Source organism: Bhargavaea massiliensis, from assembly GCF_018390575.1.
In the GTDB taxonomy this organism is placed as follows: Bacteria; Bacillota; Bacilli; order Bacillales_A; family Planococcaceae; genus Bhargavaea; species Bhargavaea massiliensis.
This window is the reverse complement of record NZ_JAHBCJ010000002.1, coordinates 81,075-94,680: the sequence shown is the minus strand read 5'-3', so window position 1 is coordinate 94,680 and position 13,606 is coordinate 81,075. Positions and strand designations below refer to the sequence as shown.

14 protein-coding genes are annotated in these 13,606 nt (G+C 49.7%); 9 read left to right on the top strand and 5 right to left on the bottom strand.

The genetic code is table 11. The features are described from left to right. Positions 1 to 319 precede the first annotated feature (319 nt). The 3 genes from KHA84_RS03265 (at position 320) to KHA84_RS03255 (ending at position 3,717) form a co-directional block, all read left to right on the top strand. Positions 320 to 1,777, top strand: a complete 1,458-nt coding sequence (locus KHA84_RS03265; protein ID WP_213422098.1) for an alanine/glycine:cation symporter family protein — start codon at positions 320 to 322, stop codon at positions 1,775 to 1,777. 87 nt (positions 1,778 to 1,864) lie between these two features. Continuing rightward, entirely contained in the window at positions 1,865 to 2,278 is a 414-nt protein-coding gene (locus KHA84_RS03260) for a pyridoxamine 5'-phosphate oxidase family protein (RefSeq protein WP_213422097.1), read from the top strand. Between the two features lie 131 nt (positions 2,279 to 2,409). After that, the gene (locus tag KHA84_RS03255; protein WP_213422096.1) at positions 2,410 to 3,717 is read left to right on the top strand and encodes a GTPase family protein; all 1,308 of its coding nucleotides are present in this window, start codon (positions 2,410 to 2,412) and stop codon (positions 3,715 to 3,717) included. 84 nt (positions 3,718 to 3,801) lie between these two features. Here the strand turns inward: KHA84_RS03255 and tagH are convergent, their stop codons facing one another. The 3 genes from tagH to KHA84_RS03240 are packed head-to-tail and all read right to left on the bottom strand — an operon-like array spanning position 3,802 to position 6,657. Beyond that, entirely contained in the window at positions 3,802 to 4,623 is an 822-nt protein-coding gene (gene tagH / locus KHA84_RS03250; protein WP_213422095.1) for a teichoic acids export ABC transporter ATP-binding subunit TagH, read from the bottom strand. A 17-nt stretch (positions 4,624 to 4,640) separates the two neighbouring features. Beyond that, on the bottom strand, positions 4,641 to 5,447 hold the full coding sequence (locus KHA84_RS03245) for an ABC transporter permease (protein ID WP_213422094.1): 807 nt from the start codon (positions 5,445 to 5,447) through the stop codon (positions 4,641 to 4,643). A gap of 25 nt (positions 5,448 to 5,472) precedes the next feature. Beyond that, positions 5,473 to 6,657 carry a CDP-glycerol glycerophosphotransferase family protein gene (locus tag KHA84_RS03240; protein WP_213422093.1) on the bottom strand — a complete coding sequence of 395 codons (1,185 nt, stop codon included), beginning with the start codon at positions 6,655 to 6,657 and terminating at the stop codon, positions 5,473 to 5,475. Positions 6,658 to 6,832: 175 nt separating this feature from the next. On the opposite strand from KHA84_RS03240, the gene tagD reads away from it, so the two are divergent. Together tagD and KHA84_RS03230 are read left to right on the top strand one after the other, a co-directional pair. After that, positions 6,833 to 7,228, top strand: a complete 396-nt coding sequence (tagD, locus tag KHA84_RS03235; protein ID WP_213422092.1) for a glycerol-3-phosphate cytidylyltransferase — start codon at positions 6,833 to 6,835, stop codon at positions 7,226 to 7,228. Beyond that, positions 7,225 to 8,382, top strand: coding sequence for a CDP-glycerol glycerophosphotransferase family protein (locus KHA84_RS03230; RefSeq protein ID WP_213422091.1), 1,158 nt, complete (start codon positions 7,225 to 7,227; stop codon positions 8,380 to 8,382). Before tagD ends, KHA84_RS03230 begins: the two co-directional genes overlap by 4 nt. Positions 8,383 to 8,623: 241 nt before the next feature. Here KHA84_RS03230 and KHA84_RS03225 read toward each other — a convergent pair whose 3' ends face one another. Continuing rightward, positions 8,624 to 9,280, bottom strand: coding sequence for a hypothetical protein (locus KHA84_RS03225; protein ID WP_213422090.1), 657 nt, complete (start codon positions 9,278 to 9,280; stop codon positions 8,624 to 8,626). A gap of 116 nt (positions 9,281 to 9,396) precedes the next feature. Continuing rightward, entirely contained in the window at positions 9,397 to 9,918 is a 522-nt protein-coding gene (locus tag KHA84_RS03220) for a cupin domain-containing protein (RefSeq protein WP_213422089.1), read from the bottom strand. A gap of 315 nt (positions 9,919 to 10,233) precedes the next feature. Between KHA84_RS03220 and KHA84_RS03215 the strand changes: the two genes are divergently transcribed. The 4 genes from KHA84_RS03215 to gdhA all read left to right on the top strand — a co-directional run bounded on the left by KHA84_RS03215 (position 10,234) and on the right by gdhA (position 13,485). Continuing rightward, on the top strand, positions 10,234 to 10,764 hold the full coding sequence (locus KHA84_RS03215) for a sigma-70 family RNA polymerase sigma factor (protein ID WP_213422088.1): 531 nt from the start codon (positions 10,234 to 10,236) through the stop codon (positions 10,762 to 10,764). Positions 10,765 to 10,827: 63 nt separating this feature from the next. Beyond that, positions 10,828 to 11,160 (top strand): YflT domain-containing protein, encoded by a 333-nt coding sequence (locus KHA84_RS03210; RefSeq protein WP_213422087.1) that lies wholly within the window; start codon positions 10,828 to 10,830, stop codon positions 11,158 to 11,160. 100 nt (positions 11,161 to 11,260) lie between these two features. Continuing rightward, entirely contained in the window at positions 11,261 to 11,905 is a 645-nt protein-coding gene (locus KHA84_RS03205; RefSeq protein ID WP_213422086.1) for a YfbR-like 5'-deoxynucleotidase, read from the top strand. Positions 11,906 to 12,102: 197 nt separating this feature from the next. Then, complete coding sequence (gene gdhA / locus KHA84_RS03200; RefSeq protein ID WP_213422085.1) at positions 12,103 to 13,485, top strand: NADP-specific glutamate dehydrogenase; 1,383 nt, start codon at positions 12,103 to 12,105, stop codon at positions 13,483 to 13,485. Positions 13,486 to 13,606: the final 121 nt, after the last annotated feature.

The following is a 13,606-nucleotide window of genomic DNA, read 5'->3' as shown; positions in this document are numbered from 1 at the left end:
GCCGATCTAGCCGTGCATGGCCATCTTCAAAGTCAACTCTGACCGACAATCGGTGCTGCGTTCCAGTCATCTTAACTTCGTTTCCGTATATTTACTATTATATTGTAGCCAAGCAATCAACAAGATGGGCATGCAAATCTAATAGTCCGTTCATTTTCAAGCTATGATGATTTATGGAATTGTTCAGAAAATATTGTGTATATTGTCGAAAACAGCTATTATAATCTCTATCTACTCAAGTTCCAGGTCTTGATTAACGATTGGTCGAGGCACCATATCGATATGGACAAATGAGCTAAACAACCGAGGGGGGAAGTAAATGGATGTCATATTAGAAAAGATTGTAGGGTGGCTGTGGGGGCTGCCGCTTATCTTCACCGTCCTGTTCGTGGCCCTTTATTTTACTGTCGGAAGCAAGGTGTTCCAGCTTTTTCACCTTCCTCACATTTTTAAGACGACATTCGGCAAGGTCTTTTCAAAAGAGGAACGGGAACGCTCCAAGTCGGAAAAAGGGATTCTGACACCGTTCCAGGCGGTTAGTACAGCAATCGGCGGAAGTGTTGGTGTCGGGAATATCGGGGGGGTCGCGACGGCGATTGCGGTCGGCGGGCCCGGAGCGGTGTTCTGGATGTGGCTCACCGCCCTCTTCAGCATGATGACCAAGATGGTCGAAGTCACCCTCGCTGTCCACTACCGGAGCACCGATGAAAAAGGCGATCCCTACGGCGGGCCAACCTATTACATGCAGAAAGGCCTCGGAGAAGAGCGGAACTTCAAGCTTTGGTGGATTCCAGCCTTTCTCTTCGGCTTCGGAATTTTTTCCACCTTCTTTATCACGTTGCAGAACTATACGGTCGCCGAAGCGATTGATTCCTCATTCGGATTCGGGCTGATTCCGTCGTCCATCATCTATGTTATCGGAATCTATCTGATTATCCTTGGCGGGATCAAGCGAATCGGAGAAACGGCCGCCAAGCTCATCCCGGCCATGTGCCTGTTCTACCTGGTGGCCGGACTATATATCATTATTTCCAATGCAAGCGAAATCCTTCCTGTATTCGGCCTGATTTTCGATAGCGCCTTTTCGGGGATGGCGGCGGTCGGCGGATTCACGGGCGCTGCCGTGGCTCAGGTTATCCAGATGGGTGTCGCGCGGGCAGTCTATTCCAATGAAGCCGGCTGGGGAACCTCCCCGATGATCCACTCCACCGCGAAAACCGACCATCCGGTCAAACAAGGGATGTGGGGTGCGGCAGAAGTCTTCATCGACACGATTGTCATCTGTTCGGTAACTGCACTCACCATTATCATCACCGGAATGTGGTCGAGCGGACTGGACGGTGCCTCCCTTACTCTCGCCGCTTTTGAGGAGGGCATCGGCGAAGCCGGACGATATGTCATCACGATTTCCGTCTTCCTGTTCGGCCTGACGACGACGACCGGCTGGTACACATACTATGAAATCCTGTTGCGGCAGGTTTTCGGCAAGCCGGAGCAGGCGTCTCTAAAAGGAAAAGTCCTGAAGTTTTTCCAGCTCGTTTACCCGCTTCCGGGATTGCTTCTTGTCGTCTACGCGGTTTATTACGAGCTTCCTGGTAAATATGTCTGGTATTTCGCCGATATTACGACCGCCATCCCGACTTTCGTCAACCTGGTCGTCCTCCTATTCCTGAGCAAGCGCTTCTTTGAGCTTTTGCGGGATTACAAGGCGCGCGAACTTGGCGTCGGAATTCCGGATCCGGACTTCAAGGTTTTCTACGAAGACCGCAAAAAGTGATTCCTTCTGCCCGATCGGCATCGCCGTTTATTTGGAATCTCCAAGGGAATAGTAATAAGGGAAATTCCAAATACGGGAGGGATCCGGATGGACATAAAAGCAGCTGCACAAAATATACTTGATGAAAGCAAGGTCGGCACGATGGCGACCGTCCAGGGAGGAAAGCCATTCACCCGATACATGACATTCTTTAACGACGGCTTTACGCTGTACACGGCCACTTCAAAACAGACCGACAAGGTCGACGAACTCGAAGCCAACCCGCACACCCATATCCTCATCGGCTATGAAGGTGAAGGCTTCGGCGACGACTACCTGGAGATCATGGGCACTGCCGAGGTCACGGATGATGAAGGACTGATCGACAAAGTCTGGAATGAAGAGCTGGAAAGCTACTTCGACGGCCCGGATGATCCGAATCTTGTCATCCTGAAAGTCCAGCCCGATGCGATACGTGTCATGAACAAAAAAGGACAGCCTCCGCAAGACGTGACTTTGTAAGAGCGGATTCCCGACCCTCCGGCACTTGCCGGAGGGTCTTTTCATCTCTGCCTCTGTTCGATGTCTCAGCGTGGATGCCCGGGGGTATAGAAGGGATAATAAGAAGCACAAACACGGAAGGAGCGTTTGATGTGAATCCCAAATTAGAGGAAATGCAAAACCGTTTGCGCCATATCGGAAACTTGAACCATTACATAGAACAGCTGATCGATAAAGTGCCGGGAAACCTCATCTCGGAAAAGCAACGACGGAAGCTGGTCGATGCCATCACAGATGATGATGACCTGAATGCCCTGCTGGAAGGGCTGAAAAACCCTCGCCCACCCCGCTTTGTGCTGGTAGGCAGGACCGGTGTCGGCAAAAGCAGCCTCATCAATGCGATGAGCGGCAAATACCTTGCCGAAGTCAGCGACGTGGAAATCGGCACGAAAGAAGCCCGGCGGTTCACCTACGAGTCGGACGGCCAGGTTTATTTTGAAGTGATTGACACCCGCGGCATCGGTGAATCTGAAACTTTTGATACGAAAGCGGAGGACGAGCTTGCGGAAGTGATCCGTGAGTTCCGGCCGGACGCCCTCCTCTTCCTTCAGAAAGCGACGGAGCGGGCGCATATCGACAAAGATGTCCTTGTCGCCAAACAGCTGATGGAAAAGACTGGCGGTGATCTTCCTCTTGTAGCGATCCTGACCCATATCGACGAGCTGAATCCTTCTCGCATCAAGGAACCTGACCGGTATCCTGAAGACAAACTTGAGTTGATCACAGAAAAAACCGGACAGCTGGAGCGGATCTTCAACGAATATGGATTGAATGCAACAGCCATCCTTCCCGTCTCCTCGTACATCGAATGGGACCGGGAATCAGCTGATGCTGCCAATGATGAACAGGACAACCCGGAAATCGCCTTCGATGGACGGAAAGGAATCGAGGAGCTGCTGGATTTTTTGGAGGAAAACCTCGATGTCAGGGCAGCCATCCACCTCGGACTGACTGTGCGTCTGAACCGGGTAGCGACGCGGATTGCTGAGCGCTTTATCCGGATTTTTTCGGCCTTGAGTGCCACCGTCGCCCTGAGCCCGATTATCGCTTCGGATATCGCGGTCCTCCTCACCCTCCAGTCGATGCTGATGATGATCATCGCCTATCTGTCCGGGCGCGAGCTGGAGTTTAAAACCGCCAGAGACCTGCTCGTCTCACTCGGAGGAATCGGCGCTACCGGTTTCACCCTCCGCATGATCGCCCAGCAGGGCACCAAGTTCGCGAACCTAGTCTTCCCCGGAGCCGGGTCGGCACTCAGTGCCACCATTGCCAGCGGCGGAACTTACGCCATCGGCAAAGCCGCTGTCGCTTATTACTTGCGCGGCGTACCGGAAAATCAGCTGAAACAGGTGATTAAAGAGGCTCAAGAGGAATTTGATGAAGAACGGAAGAGTTCGTGAGTGTATTATAAAAAGCAGTGGCCTGATCGCTATCCGCGACCTGATCCACTGCTTTTAGTTAATCTCGAATTCATGAACACCCGGTCATTGAGCCGCAGACTCCTGATTACCGCCCGTTTTCCTGAGCTTGGCCAGCACATCTTCCCTATACCGGTTGCGTTCCTTTTTGGACATTTTCTGATAGTCCTTCATGAACTCATCATAATGCTTCAACACTTCTTCGGTCTCCCCGATTTCCCGGATTGTTCCGTACTCCAGCCACACAATCCGATCGCAGAACTTTCTCATCTGCCCTAATGAGTGGCTGACAAAGAACATCGTCTTACCCCGTTCTTTGAACTCCATCATCTTTGCAAGACTCTTTTCTGAAAAAGCTTTGTCCCCTACAGACAATGCCTCGTCGACAATGAGGATGTCCGGGTTCACGCGGACCGAGATGGAAAAGCCCAAACGGGACTTCATCCCGCTCGAATAGGACTTCACCGGCTGGTCGATAAATTTCTCAATCTCGGCAAATTCGATGATCTCCTCTTCCATTGCATCAATCTCTGCCTTGGTGAATCCGAGCATAAGCAGTTTAAGTTCAATATTCTGGCGTCCGGTCAGGTTATTATCCAATCCGGCATTAACGGCGATTAAGGAAATACTCCCATTCGCAATAATCTCACCGGAAGTTGGCGGAATGATGCCGGCAATGATATTTGACAGCGTCGATTTGCCGGAACCGTTGATGCCGATGAACCCGACAATCTCCCCGTGTTCCACTTCGAGAGAAACTCCGTTTAATGCATAAAAGTCCTCTCCAAAATCTTTCCACGGCAAAAGCAGATCCAGGATTCGTTCGGAATTCTTCTTATACAGTTTGTAGCGCTTGCTCACATCTTTTACAATGACTGCTTTGGACATTGTTTTCCCAACTTTCATTACAGGAAGTCAATAAACTGACTCCGGAATTTCACATGAAGAGCAGAACCGATCATGAACAGAATCAATACCACACCCACCATGTATGCCGTATAAACCGGATTCTCAAGGAAATACCAACCTTCTCCTAACAGCGAATATCGGTAACCTTCTACAATATAATAGAACGGATTGATTTTGACTGCTGTCTGCCAAGATTCCGGCAGCAAGCTTGGCGGCCACAAAATTGGAGACAAATAAAGCAGCATTCTCATAATGGACTGCAGCAGCATCTGGACATCACGCACGATTGTCGCAAGTGTCGAAGTGATCAATGTCATTCCTAAAAGAAGAATCAGCAGAATGGCCGTATATAGCGGTAATTGCAAATAATACACCGAGACCGGATATCCTGTGAACTGCAGAATAATAATGCCCAGCCCCAGCAGAATCAGATGCGGGTAAAACTGTGCCAAGATTACGTAACTGGGAATCACGCTCATCGGGAAGTTCATTTTCGAGAGCATTTTAATTTTGGAATAGACCGACTTGGTTCCCCTCATAATCCCCTGGTTAATAAAGAACCAGACGAGAATCCCTGAGAACATCCATTGAAAGTATGGTATATCACCGATTGGTTCCCGTTGACGAATTCCGAAGCCGAACACGAACCAATAGATCATAATCTGGATAGCCGGATTGATAACCTCCCAAGCAGCTCCCAAATAGCTGCCTGTGGCTGCACTCCTGAATTCATAAAGCGACAGCCGGCGGGCCAGGAAGAAGTTTCGGATCTGTTCGTTTAAAACTGTTAAAGCAGATTTCATAGTGGTTGCTCCTACATAATTAATGTCACGTCCCAAGGAAGGTGTTGACTACGCGCTCTGCCGCATGGCCATCCTCCAGTGAAGTGAACGTTTGTTGGAATTTGCGATAGGCTTCACTTTTCTCCGGCTGCAGCTGTCTGATATTGCGGATCACGTCAAACAGTTCCCCTTCAGTGCGGACGATAGGTCCCGGGGCTTCTTCCTCTATAGCGAAATAAAAACCTCTTAGTTGGTCCCGGTACTGATCCAGGTCGTACATATAGAAAATGATGGGTCTTCCGAGGACAGAGTAATCGAAAAACACGGAGGAATAATCCGTAATCAACAAATCGGACGCGATATAGAGATCTCGGATATCCGGGTAATGAGATACGTCAATAACTGCCCCATCGTATCCCGAAAAATCAAAGTTCTCGGCAATCAGGTAATGCATTCTTGTCAAAAGGACCCATTCATCCGAAAATTGGTCTTTCCATTTTTCCAGGTCAAATTGAAAATCGAATTTGTATTTCCCTTTTTCATAAAACTCGTGGTCTCTCCAAGTCGGTGCATACAGCATCACTTTTTTCCCATCAGGGATCCCAAGTGCCTCCCTCACTGAACGAACGTCCAATTCAGCGAAATTTGTGAGGAGATCATTTCGGGGGTAGCCGGATTCGATGACCTTCCCCTTAAATCCGAATGCCCGCTTGAAGATCTTCGTCGAGTAAGGATTCGGGGACACAAGAAAATCCCATTTTGAAGACTCATTGAGGAAGTTCCGGCGATAGTTGCCTGTATCAGTTCCCGGCATATGAACAGTCTCAATATCTAAACCCAGCTTTTTCAGCGGTGTTCCGTGCCAGGTCTGCACATAAATCGTGCCCGGCGGCTTCGGCATCCAGCCGGGCAGGCGGACATTGTTCACCCAATATTTTGCCCGCGGAAATTCCATGAACCACTTTGGAGTGAACCGCTTCACATACGGAACGCCGTGCCTTTCAAAAAGTTCCGTTGAGCGTTTATCGATACTCCAGACAAGCCGATACTCCGGATAATGCTTTCGCATATATTCATAAATGGCCCGCGGGCTATCGCTATACTGCCTGGCATGGAAACTCTCAAAAAACACGGTTTTCTTTTTTCTCGGCAAAAGCCCCATCACCCTGAAAGCGACGCGGAAAATCCGCTTCGGAAGAGCACTCTTCTTTATTTTGTGCAAAACGGACATGGAACCTATCACCCTTTGAAGTTGATTGCATTCCTATTACAAATAGGTTTCATATTGGCACGCTTCAAGTTCAGCGCTATTTTTTTAAGAACATGTTGTATATAATAACATACGATTCAACATTTTATTATTATCAGGAATACGATCCTGACCCAGATTGAGGAGATGTCAAACAATGAAACGAGTCATTACTTACGGAACGTTCGACCTCATTCACCACGGCCACATTAACATACTCCGCAGGGCGAAGGAATACGGGGATTATCTGATTGTGGGCGTTTCCACTGACGAATTCAATGCCATCAAAGGAAAAAAAGCATATTATCCCTTTGAGGAACGAAAAATGATCCTCGAAGCCATCCGATATGTCGATGAAGTGATTCCAGAATCGCACTGGGGCCAGAAAGTAGAGGACATCCGCGATCATGATATCGATGTTTTCGTTATGGGCTCTGACTGGGAAGGGAAATTTGACGAACTCGCCGAACATTGCGAGGTCATTTATCTTCCGCGCACAGAAGGCATTTCATCTACCAAAATTAAAGAGGACCTAAAAGACAGAGCAAAATGAAGGATATTCTAATATCCCTTTATGTTCGATTGGTTTCCTTGTTTTTCTCGTTTTTTAAGCTCTTTCCCTTGCGAAAGAAAACGGTCTTCCTCTCTTCTTTCGGCAATAATGCCTGGTATGTGGCGAATGAGCTTGGAAAGACAGATAACCAGCCGGTCATTTTTTTGAATGATTCGCGATGCCGAATTGATTTTTCCGATACGGCTCCGGCTCGGAAGAAAGTCTACACGTTCGAGACCGGTAATATACGGCACATGATGATGTCGATTTATCATTTGGCGACAGCCAAATATGTCTTTATCGACAATTACGTTGGAATCTTATCGGGACTGCGCTTCCGAAGAGGCGTCGAGCCGGTTCAATTATGGCATGCAGCAGGGGCCGTTAAGCGTTTTGGTTGGACAGACCCCGAAACAGCCAAGAGAAGCCGGAGGGCACAAAGACGCTTTCAGTCTGTGTATGACCGTTTTTGCCAGATTCCTGTCGGTTCGAAAAAGATGAAATCCATCTTTATGTCATCGTTTAATATTGGCGACGGCCACTTCCTCCCTACCGGGGTTCCGATGACAGACTTTTATTTTGACCCGGCCGCAGTAGCCGGAGGGGCAGAAAACGTTTTACATAGATATCCGGCGGTACGCGGAAAGAAAATTGTTCTTTATGCACCGACATTCCGGAAAGATCAGCTCGATGATCAATACATCCCCTTGGATATAGGGGAATTGCTGGCCGGTATACCCGATGACTTCGTCGTAATGATCAGACTGCACCCTGCTGTTAGGGGGATCTCCTCGTTGCCTGAACACCCCCGGCTAGTAGATGTCGGAGCATACCCAAACGTAAATGAACTGCTGGCAGCTGCAGACATTCTTGTGACCGATTATTCCTCACTTCCGTTCGAATATGCCCTGCTGCGCCGCAAGATAATTTTCTACCTGCATGACCTGGAAGCGTACTCGAAAAAAACGGGGATCTGGGCAGAATCACCCGATTTCTTCCCGGGTCCCATTGCGAAGACTACGCAGGATCTCATCATGCATATCAATGATCCTGCCATTGAGTACAATCGCATTGATCAATTCAACTCGGAGTGGAATGAGTTCTCAGATGGCCGGTCCAGCCGAAAGCTGATCGACCGGATCTATGGGCAATAATGACGGGGCTGTCCAGAAAGTAAGTATTAATGTGAAAAAGCAAACGGCACGGACTCTGGTCGCTTACCGCGGGCCGGCGCCGAGCCCCGCGTGAAGCGGGTCTCGACAGCCCGGCTTTTCCCGCAGGTGTCTCCCGGCGTCCGTGCCATTTGCTATTTGTCGGGCTGAATTCAGTTTTTTGGACAGCCCCGTTTTTTAATCCTCATGATGTTGTACTCCACGAATTTCAGCATCATGTAAGTTACTTCTTCTTCCCCATCTGCCTGACCGGATACATGAGAAGGTCGCTGGCGAGCTCGGCTGCACGGGCCCAGAGTGCTCCTTTTCCTTCCACCAGACGCTGTACCGTCTGTTCTGCCTGGCGCTGGCGTTCCTGCAGTTCCAGAAGCGTATCAAACCCGCTCCTCACGAGTCCTCTCAGCCGTTCTTGCATGCACTCGGCAACCTGGGGGAAAAATCCGCTAAAATGATCTTCTCCGATCCACTTCTGCGCCTGTGCCGCTTTATCGATCTCCTGCTTGTAATAACCGGACTGGGCTTCCATCAGGTAATAAAGATCGAGTGCATCATGAATCCGGCTTAGCTTCCCGTAACCGACATTTTTTGCACGGTACAGCTTAACCGCTTCGCGTATGTCCTCGCCGCGGCTGTGTCGCCGGGGCTTTCCTTGGTGTAGGGCAGAGTAGCCGGAGTCCGGCAGGGCCGGGTACCAGCGTCTGAACTTCTCTTCAAATTCCACCAGCACGGCCGACATCTCACGCCGTGCTTCTTTCTCATATTGTCCTTTCGGATAATAATAATCCAATATTTCCGTACGTTTTTTGCGCCGGGCCATCCACGAGCCTGCTTCCGGCCAGTCCGGGTAAGGCCCGGCTGTCTGCTTGTCCCGTTCCTCCATGATACTCCCCCCTTCACATGTCCTTTTCTCCTATTATAAGTCTTTTTCATATTCACTTCACCTTGCGCACGAACAAGAAAAGCTTCCGCTGTATGCGGAAGCTTGCGCAACGCTGTTTATTTGACCCACTTATGGCGCATCGGGCTCTGGTCGTCCTCCCCGAAGACGGGGTCTTGTTGCGGGGTGCCGACATTGCTGATTGTATTTTTTGCCTGTGCGGCCTTTGCAGGATCACGCTCAACCGTATTAGGATCCGCACCTTCCGGATAGGCTCCGACAACTTCAAAGTCATCGGTGGAATCCACTTTCATATGCCCCGTACCGGCAGGAAGCAAAATTACATCTCCCGGCTTGACGTCGAGACGCTGGCCGGAGTCCCCGCCTGCGAGAATGGTTCCGCTGCCCCGCCGGACACCGAGAACTTCGTGTGTGTTGGAGTGGTAGTGGAGTTCGTCAAGGACATCTCCCGTCCAGCTGTTTGTCCATCCGTGGCTGTTGAACGCCGCCTCGATTTCTTCCGGGCTTCGTCCCCCATCCTCCCCATCAAATGCGTTCTGGTAGAAAATGACCGGCAGTGTCGGGTTATTCGGTATCTGTCCGTCCTCTTTCAGGAAAAACGATTGTACTTGAATATCCATCTGATCCGCCCTTTCTTCCATCATTCATTCTCTTTTTCATTTACCCGTCTCCCGCTCTGCTAACCATATCCTTCTTCTAACATGCCAAATTTCAATTTTGACCAGACTATCCAATCCTTAAATGGGCCTTATTCCACAATAAAACACTCTTTTTCGGTTTTTGGATGCCTTAAAATCAAAAATTGAAGCCTTCAAAATTAGATTTTGAGCGTTTGACAATCAGTTTGGCCCATTCGACCAGACATCGCAGCTTCAGTAGGCTGTACATACCCGGGAAAAATGTTGCGCCGTGCACGGCCTGAAAGGCCGATCGAGATGGGAAACGTGAACACGGAAGACTTCCTGCTGCAATATGAACCGATGATCTCCGCCATGCTCCGTCAGCTGAATATACGCCGTGACCATGATAACTTCCGTCAGGCGGCCCGCCTCGCCCTCTGCCAGGCCTTTGTGAGGTATGAAAGCGGACGTGGGCATTTCGCACCGTTCGCGTACCGGACGATCCGGGGAGCGATGCTGGATGAACTAAAAAAAGAAAGTCGGCATGCTGAAGCCGCCTCCGCTTTCGGCTCGGACATTCTGGAAGCTTTGTCAGGCCGGCAGGCAATGGAAGCAGATTTGGAAGCTTCCGATGACCGGCTTCCCTTGCTTAGGAAAGCCCTCGCCTCCCTGCCCGAAGATGACCGGCTCTTACTGTTCCGGCTTTTTGCAGAGCGCATGCCTTACACCGACTGCGCCCGGCTGGCCGGAATCTCAGTTCCGGGTATTAAGAAGCGACGTGAACGGATTCTGGGCAGGCTCAGGAAGCAGATCACCGCAATGCTGGAAAGTGAGGCCACTGTTTAGTCCGCAAGTTGCCCGGGTAAAGATAATCATGAACGCTTGAATGACAATCAGGAGGGATTCGTAATGGCAAAAGTACTTACAGTTGAGAACGGTGTGCAGGCAAGAGAAGAAATCGACAAACTGGTCACACAGGGATATAACAAGGAACAAATTTATCTGTTTGCACACTATGATGAACGGGAAAAAGACATTGCGGAAGCGCTCGACGTAGAAACAGCAGGCATGAGCGATACCGGCTTTTTCAAAGGCATGAAGAACCTTGTCGCAAAACGCGGCGACGAACTCCGCTCAGAATTTGAAGGCGTCGGACTTTCACAACAGGAAGCGGACGAGTATGAAAAGATTCTGGACGAAGGACGCCTCGTCATCGTCGCGCAGGACGCAACGGACAAATAAAATGCTTATAACGCCGTCCGGACAGGGCGGCGTTTTTAAATACCGGAAACAGGCAAGAATAAACTAAAAGAGACCGAAAACAAAGAAAGGAGGAAGCAGCATGGGCATCCATAATTTTTTCACAAGCCTGAATGATTTGGAGCGGATTATCCGCGCACCCGGCAAATTCAAGTTCGAAGAACACAATGTGGCCGCACACTCATGGAAAGTCGCGCAGTACGCCATGTTTTTCGGCACGCTGGAAGAAATGGGCGGCGCGGACGTGGATTGGAAATCGCTCTACGAAAAAACGATTAACCATGACTTCGCCGAAGTCTTTATCGGAGACATCAAGACGCCCGTCAAGCATTCCTCCCCGGAACTCAAGCAGATGCTTGCCACAGTAGAGGAAAAAATGATGGAGAAGTTTATCTCACGGGAGATTCCTGAAGAATTCCAGAGCGTCTTCTTCCATCGCATGAAAGAAGGCAAAGACGGTACACTGGAAGGCCGGCTCCTGGAACTTGCCGATAAATTGGACCAGTTCTATGAAGCGTATGCAGAGCTCAAACGTGGCAACACAGAGCCTGATTTCATCCAGATGTACGAGATTGCGCTCACCAAAATCCTGAAGATGCCGCTAAAAAAGAGCGTGGCTTATTTCCGGGATGTCATTTTGGCGGATGTAGTCAGCGAGAAAACAGCAGTAGATGTCAAAAGCCTGACCATGCGGATCCTGAATCAGCAAAAAGAGCAAAATGAATAGGCGCCGACATTGTGAATTTTGTTCGAACAATTTCTATTAACTGGCATAATCCGAAAATTCCGTATTGAAAATGTTTGATTGGCTGTGTATAATTATGAAATCAGGCTCATAGCATTTTCTGAGAAAAACATAGTCGGAAAGGAACGAGGAATCCCTGTCGGTTCCTTTTTTCGATTCCAGGAAAGGAATGATGCATCATGCAGATGGTCAGAGACGTTAAGGAAGAGGCACGGCGCAATGCAAATGATTATGTCCATCAGGTCTTCGAACTCGTCAAACGCCGCAATCCTGGACAAAAGGAGTTCCTCCAGGCAGTCCGCGAAATTTTCGACTCCCTCCGCCCCGTCTTCGCCCAGCACCCGGAATACATCCGGGACGGCATTCTGGAGCGGATTGTGGAGCCTGAACGGATCATTTCCTTTAGGGTGACGTGGGAAGACGACAATGGAAAGGTTCATGTGAACCGCGGATACCGTGTCCAATACAACAGCGCACTCGGTCCGTTTAAAGGCGGGCTGCGCTTCCACCCTTCCGTCAACGACAGCATCATCAAATTCCTGGGCTTTGAACAGATTTTCAAGAATGCCCTGACCGGCCTTCCGATCGGCGGAGGCAAAGGCGGATCCGATTTCGATCCGAAAGGAAAGACGGACCGGGAAATCATGCGTTTTTGCCAAAGCTTCATCACTGAGCTAAGCAAGCATGTCGGACCGGACACCGATGTTCCTGCCGGAGACATCGGCGTCGGCAAGCGTGAAATCGGCTATATGTTCGGCCACTACAAGCGGTTGCGGAACGCTTACGAAGCAGGCGTATTCACCGGAAAAGACCCGGAAAGCGGGGGCAGTCTCGGCCGGAAGGAAGCAACCGGCTATGGCCTCGTCTACTTCACCGTCGAGATGCTGAAGCACCACGACCTCGACTTGAAAGGTAAAACAACTGTCGTTTCAGGTTCCGGAAATGTTTCGATTTACGCGATGGAAAAGGCGATCGAATACGGTGCCAAAGTCATCGCCTGCAGTGATTCAAATGGTTATATCCATGACCCGGCAGGCATCAATCTTGATACCGTCAAGCAGCTGAAGGAAGTCGAACGCCGAAGAATCAAGGACTACGTTCAATTCCATCCCGAAGCCACTTATACAGAAGGCTGCTCGGATATCTGGTCCATCCCTTGCGAAATCGCACTGCCTTGCGCCACTCAAAATGAACTCGATGAGAGATCGGCAGCCAAGCTGGTTGAGAACGGGCTCATTGCAATCGCTGAAGGCGCAAACATGCCGTGCGACCAGGAAGCGATTGATCTGTTCTTGGAAAACGGCATCCTCTACGGCCCTGCCAAGGCAGCAAATGCGGGTGGAGTCGCAGTATCCGCTATGGAAATGTCTCAGAACAGCATGCGCTATTCATGGACTGAAGAAGAAGTAAATGAAAAACTTCACCGCGTCATGATCGACATCCATAAAAACTGTGTTGAAACAGCGGAGCAATATGGATTTAAAAACAACCTGATGGTCGGCGCCAACATTGCCGGATTCAAAAAAGTAGCAGATGCCATGGTCGCCCACGGCCTTCACTGAGTCCGGGCTCATCCGACGCAAAAAATATTGTCACTCAACTCCCCGGAATCGGGGAGTTTTTCTTATTGGGGCAAAAAATATTCCCTTGCAAAGGCAAACTAATGATATAATCATGTCGAAT